Below are 21111 nucleotides of genomic sequence, written 5' to 3'. Positions count from 1 at the left end.
ATGAATCAGGTGAACGAGGCGAGTCGGCCCGGCTTCGCCCCCGACTCCCTGGTGCTGAACCGGAAACTGCCCCTGTGGTACCAGGTCTCGCAGTCCCTGCGGGCCTCCATACTGGGCCGCCCCCAGGACGCCTCGACGCGGCTGCCCACCGAGGAACAGCTCGCCGCGCACTACGGCGTCAGCGTCCTCACCATGCGCCAGGCCCTCAAGGAGCTGGAGAGCGAGGGGCTGATCAGCAGGCACCGCCGGCGCGGCACGTTCATCGAGCCGCGCGCCCGGCGCGTGTCGCCCGTCCGGCTGCTGGGTTCGATCGACGCGATCGTCGCCCAGCAGTCGGGCGAGCGGACGACCGTGCTCGGCCACGGACGGACACCCGTCCCCGGCGATCTCGCCGAGTTCTTCCCGGACTGCCCCGGGGTGGTCAGCTACCGGCGGCTCCGCTGCGACGAGGGGACGGGCGAGCCCACCAACTGGGCGGAGAACGCGGTACGCCCGGAGATCGCGGCCCGGCTCGACGTGGCCGATCTTGAGCGGTGGCCGATGACCAAGGTGCTGCGCGACGCCGTCGGCGTACGGATCTCCCGGATCACCGACACCGTGGAGGCGCGGCTGGCCGACCCGGTCACGGCCGAGCTGCTCCAGGTCCCGCTGCTCAGCCCGATCCTGCACTACACCGGCGTGACGTACGACGAGGACGGCACGGTGGTGGACGTGGCGCGCATCCGCTACCGGGGCGACCGCTTCTCCTTCTCCGTGACCGTCGACGCGCACTGACGGCGGAGCCGCGACCGGCGGTCGTTACGATGCCGGGAGCGGCGGACGTGGCGACGGGGAGGACGACACGGTGGCAGCACGGGTGGCGGCCGAAGCCGGCGGGGGCGACACGCTCCCCCTGCTGGACGACCTCATGCCCTGGTCGGTACGTCCCCTGAGAACGGGGCGCCCCTGGGTGACGGCCCCCGACGCCGCCTCGCTCCGGGCCCGCTGGGACCTGCTGGCGAGGTCGGAAGGCGCCGAGCAGGAGCGGCTGTTCCGTCCCAGCCGCTCCCGTACGCCACTGACCCCGGCCGCGGCGCTGCCGGGCACCTCCACCGGAACGAGCGCGTTCGCCCGCGACCCGGGCCCGTATCCCGAACCGGTACGGATCCTGCACGGCCCCTTCGACGAACAGTGGCTGATACCCGACCACCGACTGCTCGACGCGGCCCGCCCCGAGCTGTGGCGGGTCGCCGACGGGCACCAGCTCTTCGCCGTCGAGCACGGATCCGTGCCCCGGGACAGCGGTCCCGCCCTGTCCGCGACCACGCTGCTGCCCGACGGGCACTCCCCCGCCGGGCGACCTGGCCGGATCCGCCCGCTCTACCGGCGGCCGGGCGGACGGGAGCCCAATCTCGCCCCGGGTCTGGCCGCTCTGCTGACCGCCCGGTACGGCGTACCGGTCAGCGCCGAATCCGTCCTGGCCTGGATCCTCGCCGCCGCTCTGCCCTCCCCCGCCGGGCCGCTCGTCCCGCTGCCCGCCGACGGCGACCTGTGGGCGGAGGGCGTGCAGCTCGGCCAGGAGCTGTTGCGGATCCAGCTGCGCGGGGCGCGCGGCGGGGAGCGCCCCCGCCTGCCCGGCGGCCGGCGCCCGTATGTGCGGGCCGCGGTCCGGGCCCGGCCGGACGGCCTGCGCTACGACGCCGACGAGGAGGCGATCGTCCTCGGCGAGGGACGTGTCTCCCCCGTGCCCGTCGAGGCCTGGGACTTCCGGGTGAGCGGGGTACGGATGCTGGAGCTCTGGGTGGAGCGCCGTACGGCGACGGCGGAGGGCCTGGCCGCGCTGGGACCGCGTGGCTGGCCGCAGGAGCGGACCTCTGAGCTGCTGGAACTGGTCACCGTCCTGGCGCTGCTCGCCGGGCTGCGGCCCCGGCAGCGGGCGCTGCGGAACCGGCTGGAGCAGGCGGGCACGCTGACCCGGGACGGGTTGCGCTCGGCCGGGCTGATTCCCGTCCCCGCGTCGGCGCGGCTCCCCGCGTCCGTGCTGGACCATCAGGAGGAGGGGCCGGAGGGGCAGTTCGCACTGCTCTGAGACGGCGGCCCGCACACGGAGGGGAGGCTGAAGGGCCGGCCCGTGGTGAGGGGCGAGGCGCCGGCGCCGATGGGTGCCGTACCGGCGCTGGGGAACACACCGACGCAACGCTGCCGGCCCTGGGGATGACGGACGGGCCGAGAGCAGCACTGCGCCGGAGCGGAGTGATCGTGGACGCGGCCCTGAGCGGAGGGCCGGCCGGTCGTGACAGCCGTCGGTCAGTGGCGGCTGCCGAAGAGCGAGCGCCGCAGTCGCCGCAGGGGGGCGAAGAGCGAGACTCGCGCGCTCCTGCTCCTGCGGGTGTGCGCGGCGTCGCGCGAGGTGAGTTCGAGCATCAGCAGCGTCGCTTCCGCCGACTCGCGCTGCGGAACGGCGGGGCCGCCCAGCACTGCGAGATGGCGGTCGAGGCGCGAACTGGTCGCTCCACTCCCACATGTGATGGCAGGCACACGCGGCCTGCTCCGCACCGTTATCTGTTCCATGTCACTCCCCACCCGTACGAGGGCACCCGGCCCGGGCAGGTTAACCCTATCGTCCCGCGCCGACACTCGTGTATTCCGGCCGCAGGATCGCACGCGCGTATCCGGGTGTTGACGGCCCGTCACCGGATGCTGTCGGTTCCCGGACGGGTTGCGTTAGCTTGGAGGGGATTCGCCTTACCGCGCACCGCTTCTGATGGAGGGTCACCGATGAGCGAAGCCCCGGGAACCGGACGTGTGATCGCGGATCGGTACCGTCTCCTGGACCCGCTGGGCGAGGGCGGGACGGGCATCGTGTGGCGTGCCCGGGACGAGGTGCTGGGCCGCGAGGTGGCCGTGAAGGAGGTGCGGACCCCGGCGGCCCTGCCCGCCGCCGAAGCCGAGCGACTGCTCGCCCGTCTGGAGCGGGAGGTCCGGACGGCGGCCCGTGTCTCGCACCGCAACGCCGTCGCCGTCCATGACGTGGTCAGCCAGGACTCCCGGCCCTGGATCGTGATGGATCTGATCCGCGGGATCGCCCTGTCCGACGTGCTGGACGCCGACGGTCCGCTGCCCCCACGGCGTGCGGCCCGGGTCGGCGCGGAGGTGCTCGCCGCGCTGCGCGTCGCCCATGAGGCCGGAGTGCTGCACCGCGACGTGAAACCGGGCAACGTGCTGCTGGCCAACGACGGGCGGGTGATGCTGAAGAACTTCGGCATCACCCCGTCCGGAGAGTCGTCCGGGCTCACCGGGACGGGTGAACCGACCGGCTCGCCGGAATACCTTGCGCCCGAGCGCGCACTGGGGCGCACGCCCGGGCCCGAATCCGACCTCTGGTCGCTCGGAGTGCTTCTGTACGCCGCCACCGAGGGACGGGAACCGTTCGGCCGGGACACCGAGCAGGACACCCTGCGCGCGGTGCGCGAGGAGGAGCCGCCACCGCTGCGGCGGGCCGGCGCGCTCGCCTCCGTCGTCGAGGGGCTGCTGCGCAAGGATCCGGCCGAGCGGCTCACGGCCGGGGACACCGAGCGCCGGCTGAGGATCCTGGCCGCGGGCGGGACCGGATCACCGAGCGGCGGGGCCTCCGGCCCGCCGCTGCCACCGCCGGACGCCCCGACCGTTCCGGCCGCACCGGCCGGGGAGCCAGGGAAGCCCGGCCCGGCCACGGACCCGCCGGAATCCGACGGGCACCGGAGGCGCACGGGTGTTCTGGTGGCCGTCGGAGCCGCCGTGGCACTGCTCGTCGCCGGAGGTCTCGCCTGGGCCCTGTCGGGCGACGACGACACGGACGGGCGAGGCGGCGGGAAGGCCACGACGGGCGTCGTCGCGTTCTCGTGGCGCGCGTGATGCACGTGATGCACGTGATGCGCGCGGAGGAGACCCCGCGGGACGGAGCCTCCCCCTCGGCGGCCGGCTGAGCCGGCACCTTGCGCTACGGCACGGTCAGGCCTTCGAACTGAGGACGGGCAGATAGCCGCCGGACTGCCCGGCGGCTGTCGGGTGGTAGGACTCCCCGATGTTGAGCCAGTTCACGCTGTGCAGCCAGGCGCTGCCCGAGCAGATCTCGTGCCCGGTGAAGGTCGAGGCGACGTCGCCGAAGGTGAAGCCGTGATCGGCCGCACGCTTGGCGGTCGCGGCGTTGAGGTAGTCGGCGGCGCCGTTGATGGCGGAGCGCTCCTTCTCGCTGAGACCGGCGACGCAGCTGCCGCTCAGCTTGTAGAAGCGGGGGTATCCGAGGACGACGACGTGGGCCGCCGGCGCTTTGGCGCTGATCGCCCCGTACACGGAATCCAGCTTGCCGGGGAGGGTCGAGTCGACGTAGGCGCGGGCGGTGGCGATCCGGCTCAGACAGGTGGCCTCGGACTGCAGGACACAGGTGGTCATGACATCGGCGAAGCCCGCGTCGTTGCCGCCGATGGAGATCGAGACGAGGTCGGTCGCGGAGTTCAGGGGGCCGAGCTGACCGGCCGTGACATCGCCCGTCCTGGCCCCTGAGCACGCGGTGAAGGCGAACGAGGCGGGGCTGTTGGCCGCCTTCCAGAGGACGGGGTAGGCGCGGGTGCTGCGCTTGCAGTCACCGCTCGCGCTGTCGTAACTGCCGGCACCGACACCCGACGAGTACGAGTCACCCAGGGCGACATAGTCGACGGACTGTGCGGATTCCTGGGCCTGGGCGACGCTCACGCCGGTCAGGGCGAGAACAGTACCGAGCAGGAGAGAGGACGAGAACGCCACGAGTCTGGACATTTTCATGGAACCTCCTTGGGCAGGATCTCTGCCTACTCCGTGGTAGCAGTACCGACATGAATTTCGGAAGTGTGCATGCCAAGAAGCTTCGACAACGTCTTCTTGACGCCTTCCTGACGGTGCGGCAGGTTGAAATCTGACATCCGGCGCACTGGGGGGCAAAGTCGCCCATGCGGATCATCACCCCTGAGACAGGAACAGTCAGGACAGACACGCCGCCCGTCCTGGCGGGCGGAGCCGTCGCGGTGGCGGGAGTGGGCGCCGCACCGGCACTCGCCGGGTTCGATTCACCACTACGCACCCCTTTCACGCTCTTTCACCTCTTCACGACCCCGGCCGCCGCGTTGTACGCCTGACGGCCGGGACCGGACCGGACGGGCCGGCTCACCGTCTCGGCCGCCGGGTCACTCCTGGTCAGTCTCCTGACGGCGCAGGCCATGTCGCCCCTGAACAGCGGCTCAGCACGGAATGACGTGCTGGTCATTTCCGCATCCGCGCCGATCACTTACCTGCCGGCACGGACCTCGAAAGCATCGAAGGCCCCGAAGGCCCCAAAGACCCCGGGCGCGCCAAGAATTAGGAAGCGTCAATTCCGCAGCCGTATGTGACAGTTCCGCCAAACTCCGAAAAGGGCGAGACACCATCGCATGTCTTGCCATACAGTTCCATTCGTTAATACCGTTGTAGATCAACCCGTAACGGCCCATCACGCAAGCGGCTCCAGGGGAGGGCTCAGGCAGCCGCGGTGGATACCGGAGCGGCGCACGGTAGGGGGGTGCCGTGCTCAGCGGCCGGACTCGTTCGAGCCGGTCGCCGCGCGGCCAGTTGTGCCGGCTCATCCAGCCAGCTCGGAGCGCCATGCCGTCATGGCCGGGGTGAGAGCCCCCCTTTCGAACCGGACCTTTATCCGGACAGCCCGGGGGCGGGCCGTCCACCGGACGAGAGGGAAAAGACTCATGAGTTCAGTTCTGCCTTCCTCGATCAGACCTGCCGCCGAAGAGACCGAAGCCGCTCGAATGAAGAGCGAATACCGTCCGATCTCTTCCCATCTCGCGATAGCGCCGCCGGTAAGTGTCGTGATCCCCGCCATGAATGAGGCGGAGAATCTTCCCCATGTGTTCAAGACCTTGCCCGACTGGATTCACGAAGTCGTGCTCGTGGACGGGAATTCGACCGACGACACCGTCCGGGTCGCCCGTGAACTCCGGCCGGACGTCGTGGTCGTCAAACAGGTGGGCAAGGGCAAGGGGGACGCCCTGATCAGTGGTTTCGCCGCCTGCACCGGCGAGATCATCGTGATGGTCGACGCGGACGGCTCGGCGGACGGCGAGGAGATCGTCAGCTACGTCTCCGCCCTGGTCGGCGGCGCCGACTTCGCCAAGGGTTCGCGTTTCGCCAACGGCGGCGGCACGGACGACATGACGCCCGTCCGCAAGCTCGGCAACCGGGCGTTGTGCACGGTGGTCAACCGCAAGTTCGGGGCGCGCTACACCGACCTCTGCTACGGCTACAACGCCTTCTGGAAGCACTGCCTGGACAGGATCACCCTGGACTGCACCGGCTTCGAGATAGAGACCCTGATGAACATCCGGGTGGTCAAGGCCGGCCTCAGGGTCCAGGAGGTGCCCAGCCACGAGTACAACCGCATCCACGGCGTCAGCAATCTCAGCGCCGTACGGGACGGGCTCCGCGTGCTCAGGGTGATCCTCACGGAGAAGCGCGTGCGCCGGACGGCCACCGTTCCCGCCGTCATCGGCCGGGGGCAGGTGCTGTGAGCTCTCGGCCGGGGGCGGACTCCGTGAGCCCACGCGACTTCTCCGTCGTCATCTGCGTCTACACCGAGGAACGCTGGGCGGACATCCTCGAGGCCGTCGCCTCGGTCCGCGCGCAGTCCCTGCCGGCGGAGGAGATCCTGCTGGTGGTGGACCACAATCCGGCGCTGCTGCGCCGTCTGGCCGAGGAGTACGGGGGCTGCCCGGAAGTGCGGGTGCTGGCCAACGCGGGCCCCCGCGGCCTGTCCGCGGGCCGCAACACGGGCATCGCCGCCGCCCGTGGGGCGGTCGTCGCCTTCCTCGACGACGACGCGGTGGCCGAGCAGGACTGGCTGCGCCACTTCGACAAGGGCTACGACGATCCGGAGGTGATGGCCGTCGGCGGCCGGACCCTGCCGTCGTGGGCCTCGGGCCGCAGACCGGTCTGGTTCCCCGAGGAGTTCGACTGGGTGGTCGGCTGCACCTACCTGGGGCTGCCGTCCGGCACCGTCCGGGTCCGCAACGTCCTCGGCGGCAACGCGTCGTTCCGGCGTACGGCGTTCGACGCGGCGGGCGGCTTCGCGACCGGTATCGGGCGGGACGGCGACAAGCGTCCGCTGGGCGGTGAGGAGACCGAGCTCTGCATCCGGCTGAGCCGCGCACTCCCCCACGCCGTCCTGCTGATCGACGACCGCGCCGTGATCCACCACAAGGTCCCCGGGGTGCGGGAGCGCTTCGGCTACTTCCGTACCCGTACGTACGCCGAAGGGCTCTCGAAGGCGCTCGTCGCCCGGAGCGTCGGTGCGGGCCGGGGGCTCGAGTCCGAGCGCCGCTACACCACCCGGGTGCTCCCGGCCGGGGTACTGCGGGGTGCCCGGGACTTCCTGCTCGGCCGTCCCGGCGGAGCGGGCCGCGCCGGCGCCGTCGTGACGGGGGTACTGGCGGCCGCGGCCGGCTACGCGGTGGGGAGCGTACGGGTCCGGCGCGACGGCGCGTCCTTCGCCGTACCGGCGATCGAACCGGCGGCGGGCACGCGTGAGGAGGTGCGGTGAGCGGGGACGGTGCGGTGAGCGGTGCCGTGCCGATCCTGATGTACCACGCCGTCGGCCACCGTCCGGCCGACGGGGCGTACGGGCTCTCCGTGTCACCCGGCGCCTTCCGTACGCAGATGGAGATCCTGGCCCGGCGCGGCTTCACCCCGCTCACCACGGCCGCGCTGGGCGAGAGCTGGCGCACGGGGCGGCCGCTGCCGCCCCGGCCGGTGCTGATCACGTTCGACGACGGTTACGAGGGGGTGCACCGGCATGCCCTGCCGGAGCTCGCCGAGCACGGCTTCACGGCCACCGTCTTCGTCACCACGGGCTGGCTGCGGGGGGCGTACGACGAGGGTGGCGCCCTGGACACCATGCTCGGCTGGGGCCAGGTGCGCGAACTCGCCGCCGCCGGGGTGGAAATAGGCGGCCACAGCCACACCCACCCGCAGCTGGACCAGCTCGACGACGTGGCCCTGCGGGCCGAGACCGTGCGCTGCCGGGAGATCGTCGGCGCCGAACTGGGCGCTCCCCCGGTCTCCTTCGCCTATCCGTACGGCTACTCCACCCGCCGGGTGCGGCAGTCCGTGCGGGCGGCGGGCTTCGCGCAGTCACTCGCCGTGGGCAACGCTCTGGCGCGCCGCCGCCAGGGGCCGTACGCCCTGGAGCGGGTGACCGTCCGCCGGGACACCGGCCCCGCCGAGTTCGCGCGGCTGGTCGAGGGCCGGGCGGTCGCCCGGGCGTTCGTGGTGGACCGGGCCCTCACCAAGGGGTTCGCCGTCGTGCGCGGCGCACGCAGGGTGCGCCGCGGGTCCGGTGGCGGGTCCGCGCCGGCCTGATCCCGTGACCGGCGGGGCCGGAGCGCCGCCCGTGTGGCGCTCCGGTCCCGTCACACGGGGGCGGCTGCCGAAACCTGGGTGCGCGGGGTGCCGCCGTGCCGGATCATGGGCGCCATGTCTGCCAACCCCGAGTCCGCCCTGCCGATCCGGCTCAACGTCGACGACAGCGATTCGCCGTCCGACGTCGTGGACGCGCTGTTCCTGGGCCGCTTCGCGACGGGCGAGCAGCCTTACTCGCACAGCGCCTCCCTCGACCGGGTGAAGTCGGGGGCGACCCTGCTGCCCTCGGCGGCCGAGGTGCTGCGGGCCGCGCGTGACGACGACCGCAGCGCGACCCTCGCCGAGGGGGACGGATGGACCCTGCTGATCTCACGGTGGAACCGGGGCGCCGACGTCACGGTCACCGCGACCACCGCCGAACTGGCCCAGAAGATCCTGTCCGAGGCGACCGACGGGGCGCAGGACGAGCCGGATCCGCAGCCCGAGAACGTGACCATGGGCTTCTGGTACGTCTCCCCGCGCCGCGGCCCGCACCGCACCACCCGGCAGATCTCCGCCGGCACCTGGGACGAGGTCCGGCCCAACTACACGGCGCCGGTGGCCGATGCGATGGACCGGCTGATGAAGGTCACCCCCGACGACATCTCCGGCCGGCTGCTCCTGCTGCACGGCCCTCCGGGCACCGGCAAGACCTCGGCGCTGCGCACCCTCGCCCGCTCCTGGCGCGACTGGTGCCAGGTGGACTGCGTACTGGACCCGGAACGGCTCTTCAACGATGTCGGCTACCTGATGGACATCGCCATCGGTGAGGACGACGGTTCAGCGAAGGGACGGTGGCGGCTGCTGCTCCTGGAGGACTGCGACGAGCTGATCCGGGGCGAGGCGAAGCACACGGCGGGTCAGGCGCTGTCCCGGCTGCTGAACCTCACGGACGGCCTGCTGGGCCAGGGCCGCAACGTGCTGGTGGGGGTGACGACCAATGAGGACCTGGAGCGGCTGCACCCCGCCGTGATGCGGCCCGGCCGCTGCCTGGCCCGCATCGAGGTGGGTTCGCTGACGCGGGCGGAGTCGGTGTCCTGGCTGGGTACGGAGGAGGGGCTGGGCCGGGAGGGCGCCACGCTCGCCGAGCTGTACGCCCTGCGGCGGGGCAGCGGTCCCGCCTCCGTACCGAAGCAGGACGCGGGGGCGGACGCCGGGCTGTACCTGTGAGCGGGCGTCACCGCGTGTAGGCCGCCCGGACCGCGTCCTCGGCCAGGGCCAGTGCGTCGGCCCGGGACAGGCCCAGGCGGTGGGCCTGCTCGGCGTACTCCTGCGCCGCCGTCGCCGCGTGGCGGGCCGCCGCGTCGCCCGCCGCGGCGACGAAGGTCCCGTTGCGGCCCCGGGTCTCGATCACCCCGTCGGCCTCCAGCACGCGGTAGGCCTTGGCCACGGTGTTGGCGGCGAGGCCCAGTTCACCGGCGAGACCGCGTACGGTCGGGAGCCGGTAGCCCACGGGCAGGGCACCGGAGCGGGCCTGTTCGGACAGCTGGGCACGCAGCTGCTCGTACGGGGCGGTGGCGGAGTCCGGGTCAACGGCGATCTTCAGGGTCACGGGCCGATTCTCTCGCACCGCGGATCCCGTCACCGATGGCGCCGCCGGAGATTATTCGGAGGCGTACGGGCCGGGCCCCGCGTTAGCGTCGCGTCCATGACGGTTCTCGTACGTGATTTCCGGCCCGATGACGCGGAGGCCTGGGTTCGGGTGCGGCGTGCCGCGCTTCCGTACATGGTGACGACTCCGGAGCAGGTTCTGAGCGACCTGGCCGCCGCCCACCCCGACCGGCACTACCGGCTCCTGGTCGCCGAGGAGGGCGGCGAGGTGATCGGCACCGCGCAGGTGGGCGTCTCCCACGAGAGCGCGAAGCCGGGCCAGGGGTTCTGCAATCCGTACGTACGGCCGGGCAGCACGGGGCGGGGCGCGGGGTCGCTGCTGGTGCGGACCGGCGAGGAGCATCTGGCCGGTGTCGGTGCGACCACCGTCTACAGCTGGGTGCTCGACGAGCCGGCCAACCGCGCGTTCGCCGAGAAGCGCGGGTACGCGCCACGCCGTCCGGCGCACTTCCTCCGTCTCGGCCTGGCGGACGGCACTCTCCCGCCGCTCCAGGAGCTCCCCGCCGGGGTCGAGCTGCGCACCGCCGCCGACTACGAGGACGACCCGCGTCCGCTCTTCGAGGCCGACGCGGAGACGACCGCGGACGAACCGAGCGACACTCCGGTGGAGTTCTCCGACTACGAGGACTGGCTGGCCACGACCTGGCGGCAGCCCGGCTTCGACCACGCGCTCACCACGGTCGTCGTGGTGGACGGGCAGGTCGCGGCGTTCAGCGCCGCGCAGACGGACGGTCTGACCCGCTACTGGTCGGGCATGACCGGCACCCTGCGCGCCTTCCGCGGCCGGGGTCTGGCGAAGCTCGCCAAGAACGACTCGCTGCACCGGGCGCGGGCCGCCGGATACACGGACGCCTACACCGGCAACGACGCCGGCAACGACCCGATGCTGGCGGTCAACCGCTGGTTCGGCTACGAGATCTGCGCCACGGAGGTACGTCATGTCCGCGAAATCGGCTGAGCCCGGAACCACTCTGACGGTCGCCCTGGTCAAGGCGGGCCACACCAAGATCCGTTACCCGGCCGAGCCGGTCGGCGACGACGGGACCCGGATCACCGTCCGGGCCCCCTGGGCGGCTCCGGGGGTCCGGGACTTCGGGTTCGTACGCTTCGAGCCGGGCGATGTCTTCACCGAGCACTACTGGCGCGACCGGTGGTACGCGGTGAAGGAGGTCCGCACCGGCGGCGGGCAGCTGAAGGGCTGGTACTGCGACATCACCCGGCCCGCGGTGCTCCTGGGCACGGAACTGGTGGTCGAGGACCTGGACCTGGATCTGTGGGTGTCGGCGGACGGATCGTCCGTACTGCGGCTGGACGAGGACGAGTTCGAGGAGAGCGGGCTCGCCGACCGCGACCCCACGGCGGCGGACGCGGCCGTCCGGGCCCTGGACGAGCTGGAACACCTGGCCCGCACCGAGGGGCTGGCGGGACTGCTCGGGTAGCGGGGTCCTTCACGCGGCACGGGGCGCGCCCAGGATGCCGGTCATGGCCGTGTGGACCGGCTCACCGCCGAGGAGGCTCGCGAGTTCCTCCACACCGTGCTGTCGCTGCGCCGGGGTGAGCGAGACGTAGTGCTCGATGCGTTCGTTGAAGGTCCGCCGGTACCTCGCGTAGAGCTCGTCGTCCTTCCGGATACGGCCGGCCAGCTCGACGAGGGCCGCCGTCCCGGCGAAGTCGTCCTCCGGCAGCGGATGGCCCGGCACCACGTCCGTGAACCGGCCGCCGCTCCGCCCGAACTCTGTGCCGTCCAGGGCGCGCATGGTGAACACATGGGCGTAGTGCTGCTCGTGGACCGCCAGGGGCAGCCGCCCGAGGGCGATCGCTTCGTGGAGCGCCGTGAGCCCGGGGGCCATCAGATAGTCCGGAGTGCTCGCCGCCACCTGGAGCAGCTCACGCTGGCGCAGGAGGCGGCAGTCCGCCGTCCCGCCGGCCGCCGAGACCGTCCGCTCCCGGCCCTCGCCGAACGGGCCTCCGCAGACGAGGACGCGGCGGAACCGGGGCCAGTCGCGCAGCAGATCCGGAATCCACCGGTCCAACAGGCGCACGTAGTCGTCGTTGACGTCGAAGTCCAGGAGGAAGTTCTTGAACCCGCCGACGTTGATGAGCAGATCGTGTTCCGGTTCGGCGGCTCGCGTGACGTTCCGCAGCCCTTCGACGTCGACGATCGAGCCGGTCCGGTGCATCCGTGGGCCGGGGCCCAGAGCGGCGAACTCCGCTGCTCGCTCGGTGACGCCGGGGAAGTTCTGTACGACGCTGTGCGTGGCGAGCAGGTGGGCCGCGACGACCCGCTCGTGCGGCGAAAGGCCCGTCAGGTGCCGCTCGGCGGCCGCGAGGCCGGAGCGTGGCATGGTCGCGCAGCGTTCGTGGATGCCGGACAGCGGTTGTGTGAGCTGCCAGAAGCTGAAGAGGCTGTCCACCATGGTCACGGGCCGCCGGGCCACGACGGACCGGATCACCAGCTCGGCGTCCATGACGGAGATCACGTGATCGCTGCCCCGCAGCAGCTCGTCGGTCATCTCCGCCGCGGCCTCACCGCTCATGCCTCCGGTGTCGTGGACCGTGTCGAAGGCATCGGGGTTGCGCCGGGCGAACACGGCGGCGACGCCGTCGCCGACGAACACCCGCTCGTGCCCGTGGAGCGGCCGGGAGACCGCGACGAGCTCGGAGACAGGACCGAAACCGCAGTTCTGCGCCCCCATCACGATCCGCATGTCACAGCCCTCCGCCGGTCGTCCCGCGCGGGCGGTCGTCCACCGCGCGGGGTGCGGTGGTGAGGATCTCGACGAGCCGCTCCGCGAAGTCGGCGGGATATCTCGCGTATCCGACATGCCCGCCGGGGAACAGTTCCACCGCACGGCCGAGCCGCTCGGCGAGGGCGAGCACGGGCCGGTGCACGAGGTCCCCGCGCGAGGCGTGGCCACCGGCCCACACCACTTTGTCCGAGACCTCACCGAGCGCGGTGAGGTCCGGGACGAAGCGGGTGAACGGCAGGGCGAAGTGGCTGAGGAAGAAGTCGGTGTTGTTGTGCTCCTCGGGGAGGGCGGGAGCGGGCCTGCCGCCGTGGAGGGCCTGCAGCTTGACGAGGGCCGGTGCCATGCCCTCGCTGCGGTACGTCCGGCAGATGTCCTCGAGGAGCGCCAGGTGGAGTCGTGCGTCCGGAAGGATGCTGAGCACGGGTGGTTCGTGGGCGACGGCCAGCCGGATCCTGTCCGGGTGCCGGACCGTGAGTTCCAGCGCGATGAGCCCGCCCGAACAGCTCCCGAAGACGGACACGGGCTCGTCCGGGCCGACGAGATGGCTGATCAGACGGTACGCGTCGTCGGCGTGCTCCTCGACCCTCTGGTCCACCGGGGGCCCGTCGAGCACGCTGCGTGAATTCCCGCGCGGATCGTAGGTGACGACGGTGTGGCCGGCTGCCAGGACCGCTGCCAGGCGCTTGAACACGGCCGCATCGGAGTTCCCTCCTCCGATGAGCAGCAGGAGAGGCCCTGCGCCCCGTACTTCGAAATGGATCCTCGCGCCCGGTACCGCGAGCGTTCCGCTGTTCAAGGGGTTCATCACACTCCCGTGCCGAAACCGGTGTGATTCCACAGCGTCACACAGAAGTCACGGACGGTGCAGGGCGTGCGTGATCCGGTGCCGCCCACTTCGAACGCCTCCCTGGTCACGTGTGCTTCTCACTGCTTCCGCGCGCCGGTCTCCTCCGACGACGCACCGGGCATACCGTCCGAATGACGGGCATCGAAGAAGTGCGCAGAATCCTCCGTGACCTGGGAATCGGCGAAGAGCTGCTGCACGAGGACGCGCGGTTGCGCGCACACCTCGCGCTCGACTCCGTCGACCTCACGCAGATCCAGGTGGAGTTGGCCGACCGGTTCGCCACCCGCATCGATCTCTGGACCGAGCACGACTACACCGTGCGACAACTCGCCGAAGTCCTCGACGAGCGCGAACCCGAAGCGGACGCCGACGTCTGCGCGGAGTACCGGGACCGCGGCTGGTGGCGCCCGGAGTTCCTGGACGACCTCGTGCTGGGCACCCGTCTGCACGCGGGTCACCGCGCCGCACTGGCCGACGCCGGCCACACCTTCACCAGGGCGGAGCTCGACGCCGCGGTGTCGGGCTGCGCCGCCCGGCTGGCACACTCCGGCATCCGGACCGGCGAGACCGTACTCGTGCAGCTGCCGAACCAGGTCCGGTTCGTCGTACTCGTGCTCGCTCTGGTCAGACTCGGGGTGCGCCCAGCTCTCGCCCTTCCCGCCCTGCGCGAACACGAACTGGGCCCGGTGCTCACCGCGTTGGCACCGGCGGCCATCGCCGTCCCGGCCCTGCACCGGCGCTTCGACCACCTGGGGCTCGCGGAGCGGCTCCGTGAGCGGCATCCGTCCGTACGGACCCTCCTCGTCCCGGGCCCCACGGGCCCGGCCGGGGGGCACGTGGACATCGACCGGCTCGTCGAGGCCGGTGACCCACCCCCCGCGCACGCGGACCGGCACCCCTCGGACACCGCCCTCTTCCTGCTGTCGAGCGGGACCACGGGCGCACCCAAACCCATCGCCCGCACCCATGAGGCGCTCGGGCACGTGATCCGTGCCGCGGCGGTGGTCTCGGGACTGACGCCGGAATCGGTGTTCCTCGCGGTCCTGCCCGTGGCACACGGTTTCGCCTTCTCCGCTCCGGGGATACTCGGCACGCTCGCCCGTGGCGGAAAGGTCGTCCTCGGCACACCGGACGACGCGACGGCGGCCTTGGCACTGGTCGAGCGGGAACGCGTCACCCACTGCGCGCTCACTCCCGCGCTCGCCCGGCAGTGGCTCACCGCCCGCGCCGCCTCCGGCTGCCATGACCTGTCGAGCCTGCGGGTCCTGCAGGTCGGCGGGGCGCGCCTGGACGCGTCCACGGCCGCCCGGCTGGCCGACGTCTTCGACTGCCGGATCCAGCAGGTGTACGGCATGAGTGAGGGCCAGCTGAACTTCACCCGGCTCGATGATCCGCCCGAGGTCACGTTCACCACGCAGGGTCGGCCGTCCTCGCCGGGTGACGAGACGCTCGTGGTGGACGAGGAGGGCCGGCGCGTCGCCGAGGGCGACATCGGCGAACTGCTGGTCAGGGGCCCGGGAGTCATCACGCGGTACCACGGCGACGCGGGGGCCGAGTCGTTCACCCCTGACGGTTTCTACCGCACCGGCGACCTCGTCCGCCGCCACCCGTCCGGGAACTTCGTGGTCGCCGGGCGTCTGAAGGACGTGATCAATCGCGGAGGGGAGAAGATCCCGGCGGACGAGATGGAGGCTCTGGTCCTGACACACCCGGATGTGCGGGCCGCCGCGGCCGTCGCGATGCCACACCGGATGCTGGGCGAAGCCGTATGCCTGTACGTCGTGGGCACCGGGGCCGGCGCGCCGCCGCTGCGGGAGATCCGCAGGCACCTGGAGGCCGGCGGACTCGCCCGGTTCAAGCTGCCGGAACGTCTCGTCGAGGTTCCGGCGCTCCCTCTGACGGCGGTCGGCAAGACGGACAAGGTACGGCTGCGTGAGGACATCACCGCCCGGCTGGCGGCCGAGGGCTGACCCACCCGGCTCCGGGCGCGGCGGCCACGGAGCATCCGCCCCGGCTCACGGAGCGACCAGCTCCACCTCGAACCCCGCGGTGTTCTCCAGGTACGCCGCGTAGTGCCCGCTGCCGCCCGCGTACGGATGGCGGTCGGGGAAGAGCAGCCGCCAGCCGCGTCCCGGAGCGCGTGCCACCAGTGCGTCGAGCGTGGCGCGGTCCGCGACGTGGAACGCCAGGTGGTTGAGGCCGGGGCGCAGCCGGTCGTGCGTGCGGGCCGCCAGGTGCGGTGACTGTTCGACCACGACATAGGTGTCGCCGCGCCGCCAGCTGCGGCCCTGCGCCCAGCGCTGGTACGGGACATGACCCAGCTCGCCGAGCAGCCAGCCCCACTCCGCCTCGGCCTCGGCCAGGTCGGTCGCCCACAGCTCGATGTGGTGCAGCCGGCCGGTGGGGCTCGCCGCCACCGGCAGCGGGACGGCCCGCCGCGTCCCCCGGGGTGCGTACGCGACGGTGTCGGCGTCCTGGTGCCAGTGGATCAGGAAACGCTGCCCGGAACGGTATCCGTCGAGGCCCGCACGGCAGTACGCCACCATGTCGTCCGGCAGCGCGTCCAGGGGGAACCAGTCCAGCTCGGAGCACTTGTCCGGTTCCGCGTTGCGGGGCGGGCGCGCCGGGTCGTGGTCCGCCTCGAAGAACCAGCCCATCCTGGGCTTGCCGCCCGGCCCCCTGTGCTGCATGACCAGGGCCACCCGGAGCTCGTCCGGGTCCAGTTCGACGCCGATCTCCTCGGCCGTCTCCCGGATCATCGCCGCCCGGACGTCCTCGCCGTCCTCCGTGTGACCGGAGGGGGCGTGGAGCAGCCCGTCCGCATACCCCGTGCCGGCCCTCCGGGCGAGCAGCACCTCGGAGCCCCTGCGCAGGATCAGGTGGACGTCGACGACCTCGGTGTGCCGGTGCGGCGGCTCGGCGCGGGCCACCAGGGCGTACCGTTCGTCGTCGACCTCCTTGCCCCAGAGCCGGGAGTCCCCGGAGAGCGGCTCGTGGTGGACGCGCTCGGTGTGCTCGGTGAGGAGCGCGGTGAGGTCGGCCGCGGAGAGGCCGGTGCCGTTCCGCACGCCTTCGATCAGTACCAGGCGGCCGCCCGGCCGCAGCAGCGTGAACCAGTGCCGCAGGGCGGCCGCGGGGTCGGGCAGCAGCCACACGGTGTGCCGGGCGAGGATGACGTCGAACCGCTGCTTGCCGACCGGGGGGTGCGCCGCGTCGCCGGCGAACACCTCGGTGCCGGTGCCGGTCAGCTTGGCCCGTGCCCGCTCCACCATGCGCGGTGACCGGTCGACGGCGGTGACACGGTGTCCCTGGCAGGCGACCAGCAGGGACAGGCTTCCCGTACCGCATCCGAGGTCGAGGACGGCGGAGCGGGCGGTGGGCAGCCAGGTCTCCATGCGCCGCGCCCAGGCGCTGCGGACCACCGGGTCGTGGAGACCGTGGTCGGGTTCCTCGTCGAAGGAGTCGGCGGCGGCGTCCCAGTCGATCGTGGTCATGTCCGCGATTCTGTCAGCCGCCGCCGGCATTTCCTCACCCTCGATTTCGTCCCAGCACCTTCCTCACCAGTGGCCACGCGAGGATCAGCGCGACGATGGCGTAGACGGTCACCGAGAACGGGGTGTCGACCAGTCCCGTGACGCTGCCGTCGCTGATCTGGAGGGCGCGCCGCAGCTGCTGTTCGGCGGACGGGCCGAGGATGACGGCGATGATCGCCGGCAGGACCGGCAGTCCGTACCGCCGCATCCCGAAGCCGATCAGCCCGATCACCAGCAGGATCACCAGGTCGACCGCCTCCCCGCCGACCGCGTACGCCCCGACGGCGGCGAAGAACAGGATGCCCGCGTAGAGGTAGGGGCGCGGGATCTTCAGCAGTCTCGCCCAGAGCGGCGCGAGGGGCAGGTTCAGCGCGAGCAGCAGCACCATGCCGACGAAGAGCGAGGCGATCAGGCCCCAGACCAGCTCGGGTTCACGCTCGAACAGGAGGGGTCCGGGCTGGATGCCGTACTGCTGGAAGGCGGCCAGCATGACGGCGGCGACGGCCGTGGTGGGCAGGCCGAGCGTGAGCATGGAGACCAGGGTTCCGGCGGCGGAGGCGGAGGCCGCCGACTCCGGACCGGCGACGCCCTCGATGGCTCCCTTGCCGAACTCGTCACGGTGCTTGGAGAGCCGCTTCTCGGTGACGTACGAGAGGAAGGTGGGGATCTCCGCGCCGCCCGCCGGGATCGCGCCGAACGGGAAGCCGATGAGGGGCCCGCGCAGCCAGGACTTCCAGGTGCGCCGGACGTCGGACTTCCCGAGCCAGGGGCGGCCGACGGGGATCGGCTTCCCGGTGGAGCGGCGCAGATGTGCGGCGACCCAGAGGGCCTCCCCGATGGCGAAGAGCCCGACCGCGACGATCACCACGTCGATGCCGTCGGCCAGTTGGAGCGAGCCGAAGGTGAGGCGCTGCTGGCCCGTCATCTGGTCGAGGCCGACGAGGCCGATGGTGAGACCGATGAGGAGCGAGGCGAGGCCGCGGATCCGTGAGGAGCCGAGGACGGAGGTGACGGCGATGAAGGCCAGCACCATGATGGCGAAGTAGTCGGGGGCGCCGATGTCGACGGCGAGGGAGGCGACGGTCGGGGCGAGGACGACCAGCAGGATCGTGCCGATCATGCCGCCGGCGAAGTGACCGATGGCCGCGGCGGCGAGTGCCTGGGCGCCGCGTCCGGCCTTCGCCATCGGGTTGCCCTCGATCGCGGCGACGACGGCCGCGCTCTCCCCCGGGGTGTTGAGGAGGATCGAGGTGGTGGAGCCGCCGAACATGGCGCCGTAGTAGATCCCGGCGAACATGATGAAGGCGCCGGTCGGTTCGAGTCCGTACGTCACCGGCAGCAGCAGCGCCACGGCCATGGCGGGGCCGATGCCGGGGAGCACGCCGATCGCCGTGCCGAGCAGGACGCCGAGTGCGGCCCAGAGCAGGTTGACCGGCGTGAGCGCCGTGCCGAAACCGTCGATGAGGGAGTTGAGGGAATCCATGGGTCAGAGCACCCCCATCAGCGGGCCGCCCGGGAGGGGCACCCCGAGCAGGTTGTCGAAGACGAAGTAGGTCACCAGGGAGAGCCCGGCCGCGATGAGCGGATCGCGGTCGTGGTGGCGGCTGCCCAGCGCGTACGCGGAGCCCCAGAAGAGGAGGGCGCCGGAGATGGGGAAGCCGAGCGGGCCGATGAGGACGGCGAAGGCGAGGAAGACGCCGGTCAGCAGGGCGACGGTGCGCCAGTCGGCGGGTTCGTCGAGGTCGACGTCCTCGCCGCCCTCCGCCTCGCCCCGGCCGCCGCGCAGGACGTCGACGGCCAGCAGTACGGCGACGGCCAGCAGCCCGGTGCCGACGGCGACCGGGACGGTCGTGGGGCCGACGGGCCCGCGCTGGGTGATGTCCACGTTCATCGTGAGGGCGTCGGTCAGGACCAGGACGCCCAGCACGAGCAGCAGGACGCAGACGCCGAGTTCGGAGTGTTCGCGCAGCCAGGAACGCACGGCGGCCGGCCGGGAGGGTGTGGTCTCGTCCGTCACAGTCCCAGCTCCTTGAGGACGGTGGCGACACGCCGGTCCTGGCCTTCCAGGAAGTCGCCGAAGTCCTCTCCGGTGAGGAAGGCGTCGTCCCAGCCGTTCTTCTCCATGGAGTCCTGCCACTGCTTCGAGTCGTGGAGTTCACTCACCAGCCCGATGAGCTTGTCGCGTTCGGCGTCGGAGAGTCCTGGCGGGGCGACGATGCCGCGCCAGTTGGTGAACTCGGTGTCGAGACCGGCCTCACGGAGGGTGGGCGCGTCGAGGCCCGGGACCCGCTTCGGTCCGGTGACGGCGAGCAGCCGCAGCTCACCGGCCTCGATCTGGTCGAGGTACTCACCGACGCCGGAGACGCCGAAGCCGACCTTGTTGCCGAGGATCGAGGCGAGCAGTTCGCCGCCGCCGTCGAAGGGGATGTAGTTGACCTGCTTGGGGGCGATCCCGGCGGCCTTCGCCATCAGCATCGGTGCCAGGTGGTCGGGCCCGCCGGGTGAGGACCCGCCGCCCACCGGGATCTTCCCCGGGTCCTTCTTCCAGGCGGCGAGCAGCTGGTCGATCGTCTTGTACGGGGAGTCCTTGGCGACGACGACGATGTCCTGCTCCTCGGTGAGCCGGGCGATCGGGGTGGTGTCGGCCAGGGTCGTGGGCGACTTGTTGGTGTGCACGGCGCCCACGACACCGAGGCCCATGGACATGGCGAGCTTGCCGTTGCCGTGCTCGGCGGCCAGCCGGGTCACGCCGACCGTGCCACCCGCCCCGGGCAGGTTGAACACCTCGATGCCGTGGGTGAGGCCCGCGTCCTCGGCGTTCTTCGCCGCGGTGCGCGCCGTGATGTCGTAACCGCCGCCGGGTGTGTTGGGAACCATGAAGCGCAGTCCGGGAATCTGCGTGCCGGTGTCGGAGCCGCTGCCGGTGGACAGCAGCGGTGGCCCGACGACCACCAGCAGCGCGGCCCCGAACAGGGCGAGTGGAGTGCGCAGTCGCACCGGATGCCGCCTTTCGAGCCGTATGTGCATGCGTGTGAGGTGGCCCACATGTTGCCTGCGCGTTAACGAGCTGTCGCCGTTCCGGAATCAATGGACGTTGTGGTCGTTGCGGTCGCGCCCTACGGTGACGGCGTGACGAAAGTGCTGGTGGTGGACGACGACTTCATGGTCGCGAAGCTGCACAGCCGCTATGTGTCCGCATTGCACGGTTTTACGGTCGTCGGTGTGGCCCACACGGGCGCCGACGCCCTGCGCGCGGCCCGCCGGCTGCGTCCCGACCTGGTCCTGCTCGACATCTTCCTCCCCGACATGGACGGGATCCAAGTGCTGCGGGAACTGCGCGCGGCGGAGGAACGGGACGGGGACACCCACAGCGCGGACGCGCTCTTCATCACGGCCGCGCGCGACGCCGGGGTGGTCAGGGCGGCCCTGCGGGCGGGCGCCCTGCACTACTTGATCAAGCCGTTCCACCGCTCCGCCCTGCAGGAGCAGCTGCTGCACGTGGCCTCGCTGCGCAACCGGCTCGACGCGCTGGACGAGTCCCGTCAGGAAGCCCGCCAGGAAGACGTGGACCGCATCTTCGGCACCCGCCCGCCGGGCTCCCGCGAGCTCCCCAAGGGCCTGGCGGCTCCCACCGCGGACCTGGTCGAGCGCGTCCTGCGCGAACACCCGACGGGGCTGTCGGCCTCCGAGGCCGCCGAGGCGGGTGCCCTGTCCCGGGTCAGCGCGCGCCGCTACCTCGAGTACTTCGCGGAGACGGGACGGGCCGAGGTGTCCCTGCGGTACGGCGGGACGGGCCGGCCGGAGCGCCGCTACCGCGCGGTGTCCTGAGCCGTTCCCCGCACAGCTGTCCTGTTCACGTATCGCTCGGTCCCCGGCCATGCGCTGCGTGTGAGCATGACATCAATTCCCGGCAGCGTGTCCGAGGTTGGCGCAGATC

The 21111-nt window shown here is 71.8% G+C and carries 21 protein-coding genes; 11 read left to right on the top strand and 10 right to left on the bottom strand.

The window, feature by feature from the left end:
• Together ACFYQ5_RS26805 and ACFYQ5_RS26800 are read left to right on the top strand one after the other, a co-directional pair.
• On the top strand, nt 1-774 hold the full coding sequence (locus tag ACFYQ5_RS26805; RefSeq protein ID WP_389201141.1) for a GntR family transcriptional regulator: 774 nt from the start codon (nt 1-3) through the stop codon (nt 772-774).
• A gap of 70 nt (nt 775-844) precedes the next feature.
• A complete protein-coding gene (locus ACFYQ5_RS26800; protein WP_389201139.1) occupies nt 845-2068 on the top strand; it encodes a type ISP restriction/modification enzyme in 1224 nt (407 codons plus the stop codon).
• A gap of 218 nt (nt 2069-2286) precedes the next feature.
• Here ACFYQ5_RS26800 and ACFYQ5_RS26795 read toward each other — a convergent pair whose 3' ends face one another.
• Nucleotides 2287-2550: a hypothetical protein gene (locus tag ACFYQ5_RS26795; RefSeq protein WP_351279918.1), complete on the bottom strand. Its 264-nt coding sequence runs from the start codon at nt 2548-2550 to the stop codon at nt 2287-2289.
• Between the two features lie 207 nt (nt 2551-2757).
• Between ACFYQ5_RS26795 and ACFYQ5_RS26790 the strand changes: the two genes are divergently transcribed.
• The gene (locus ACFYQ5_RS26790) at nt 2758-3873 is read left to right on the top strand and encodes a serine/threonine-protein kinase (RefSeq protein WP_389201137.1); all 1116 of its coding nucleotides are present in this window, start codon (nt 2758-2760) and stop codon (nt 3871-3873) included.
• 96 nt (nt 3874-3969) lie between these two features.
• Here ACFYQ5_RS26790 and ACFYQ5_RS26785 read toward each other — a convergent pair whose 3' ends face one another.
• Both ACFYQ5_RS26785 and ACFYQ5_RS26780 read right to left on the bottom strand, forming a co-directional pair.
• Complete coding sequence (locus tag ACFYQ5_RS26785; protein WP_389201136.1) at nt 3970-4779, bottom strand: SGNH/GDSL hydrolase family protein; 810 nt, start codon at nt 4777-4779, stop codon at nt 3970-3972.
• 310 nt (nt 4780-5089) lie between these two features.
• Complete coding sequence (locus tag ACFYQ5_RS26780) at nt 5090-5257, bottom strand: hypothetical protein (RefSeq protein ID WP_389201134.1); 168 nt, start codon at nt 5255-5257, stop codon at nt 5090-5092.
• A 472-nt stretch (nt 5258-5729) separates the two neighbouring features.
• Here ACFYQ5_RS26780 and ACFYQ5_RS26775 point away from each other — a divergent pair, with 472 nt between their 5' ends.
• The 4 genes from ACFYQ5_RS26775 to ACFYQ5_RS26760 all read left to right on the top strand — a co-directional run bounded on the left by ACFYQ5_RS26775 (nt 5730) and on the right by ACFYQ5_RS26760 (nt 9603).
• Entirely contained in the window at nt 5730-6548 is an 819-nt protein-coding gene (locus tag ACFYQ5_RS26775; RefSeq protein ID WP_389201133.1) for a glycosyltransferase family 2 protein, read from the top strand.
• A 23-nt stretch (nt 6549-6571) separates the two neighbouring features.
• Nucleotides 6572-7576: a glycosyltransferase family 2 protein gene (locus tag ACFYQ5_RS26770; protein WP_389201131.1), complete on the top strand. Its 1005-nt coding sequence runs from the start codon at nt 6572-6574 to the stop codon at nt 7574-7576.
• 38 nt (nt 7577-7614) lie between these two features.
• On the top strand, nt 7615-8394 hold the full coding sequence (locus ACFYQ5_RS26765; RefSeq protein WP_389201225.1) for a polysaccharide deacetylase family protein: 780 nt from the start codon (nt 7615-7617) through the stop codon (nt 8392-8394).
• Nucleotides 8395-8508: 114 nt separating this feature from the next.
• Nucleotides 8509-9603 carry a DUF5925 domain-containing protein gene (locus tag ACFYQ5_RS26760; RefSeq protein WP_389201129.1) on the top strand — a complete coding sequence of 365 codons (1095 nt, stop codon included), beginning with the start codon at nt 8509-8511 and terminating at the stop codon, nt 9601-9603.
• Nucleotides 9604-9610: 7 nt separating this feature from the next.
• Here ACFYQ5_RS26760 and ACFYQ5_RS26755 read toward each other — a convergent pair whose 3' ends face one another.
• Nucleotides 9611-9985 (bottom strand): GntR family transcriptional regulator, encoded by a 375-nt coding sequence (locus tag ACFYQ5_RS26755; RefSeq protein ID WP_389201127.1) that lies wholly within the window; start codon nt 9983-9985, stop codon nt 9611-9613.
• A gap of 96 nt (nt 9986-10081) precedes the next feature.
• Between ACFYQ5_RS26755 and ACFYQ5_RS26750 the strand changes: the two genes are divergently transcribed.
• On the top strand, nt 10082-11002 hold the full coding sequence (locus tag ACFYQ5_RS26750) for a GNAT family N-acetyltransferase (protein WP_389201125.1): 921 nt from the start codon (nt 10082-10084) through the stop codon (nt 11000-11002).
• A complete protein-coding gene (locus ACFYQ5_RS26745) occupies nt 10983-11483 on the top strand; it encodes a DUF402 domain-containing protein (protein WP_389201122.1) in 501 nt (166 codons plus the stop codon). Before ACFYQ5_RS26750 ends, ACFYQ5_RS26745 begins: the two co-directional genes overlap by 20 nt.
• Nucleotides 11484-11492: 9 nt before the next feature.
• Here the strand turns inward: ACFYQ5_RS26745 and ACFYQ5_RS26740 are convergent, their stop codons facing one another.
• Entirely contained in the window at nt 11493-12752 is a 1260-nt protein-coding gene (locus ACFYQ5_RS26740; protein ID WP_389201121.1) for a hypothetical protein, read from the bottom strand.
• Between the two features lies 1 nt (nt 12753).
• Nucleotides 12754-13599: an alpha/beta fold hydrolase gene (locus ACFYQ5_RS26735; RefSeq protein ID WP_389201118.1), complete on the bottom strand. Its 846-nt coding sequence runs from the start codon at nt 13597-13599 to the stop codon at nt 12754-12756.
• 173 nt (nt 13600-13772) lie between these two features.
• Between ACFYQ5_RS26735 and ACFYQ5_RS26730 the strand changes: the two genes are divergently transcribed.
• The gene (locus ACFYQ5_RS26730) at nt 13773-15611 is read left to right on the top strand and encodes an AMP-binding protein (protein ID WP_389201117.1); all 1839 of its coding nucleotides are present in this window, start codon (nt 13773-13775) and stop codon (nt 15609-15611) included.
• Nucleotides 15612-15656: 45 nt separating this feature from the next.
• On the opposite strand, the gene ACFYQ5_RS26725 is transcribed toward ACFYQ5_RS26730, so the two are convergent.
• From ACFYQ5_RS26725 to ACFYQ5_RS26710, 4 genes are read right to left on the bottom strand one after another with little or no spacing between them, the layout of a single operon-like run.
• Complete coding sequence (locus tag ACFYQ5_RS26725; protein ID WP_389201115.1) at nt 15657-17135, bottom strand: trifunctional class I SAM-dependent methyltransferase/NUDIX hydrolase/VOC family protein; 1479 nt, start codon at nt 17133-17135, stop codon at nt 15657-15659.
• A gap of 34 nt (nt 17136-17169) precedes the next feature.
• On the bottom strand, nt 17170-18657 hold the full coding sequence (locus tag ACFYQ5_RS26720; protein WP_389201113.1) for a tripartite tricarboxylate transporter permease: 1488 nt from the start codon (nt 18655-18657) through the stop codon (nt 17170-17172).
• 3 nt (nt 18658-18660) lie between these two features.
• Nucleotides 18661-19191, bottom strand: coding sequence for a tripartite tricarboxylate transporter TctB family protein (locus tag ACFYQ5_RS26715; RefSeq protein ID WP_389201111.1), 531 nt, complete (start codon nt 19189-19191; stop codon nt 18661-18663).
• Nucleotides 19188-20171: a Bug family tripartite tricarboxylate transporter substrate binding protein gene (locus ACFYQ5_RS26710; protein ID WP_389201110.1), complete on the bottom strand. Its 984-nt coding sequence runs from the start codon at nt 20169-20171 to the stop codon at nt 19188-19190. The genes ACFYQ5_RS26715 and ACFYQ5_RS26710 overlap by 4 nt, the downstream gene beginning before the upstream one ends.
• Nucleotides 20172-20303: 132 nt before the next feature.
• On the opposite strand from ACFYQ5_RS26710, the gene ACFYQ5_RS26705 reads away from it, so the two are divergent.
• Nucleotides 20304-21002 (top strand): response regulator, encoded by a 699-nt coding sequence (locus ACFYQ5_RS26705; protein ID WP_389201108.1) that lies wholly within the window; start codon nt 20304-20306, stop codon nt 21000-21002.
• Nucleotides 21003-21111: the final 109 nt, after the last annotated feature.

Origin of the sequence: Streptomyces sp. NPDC005794, from assembly GCF_042871445.1 — a bacterium.
Lineage (GTDB): Bacteria > Actinomycetota > Actinomycetes > Streptomycetales > Streptomycetaceae > Streptomyces.
This window is presented reverse-complemented; position numbering and strand designations above follow the sequence as displayed.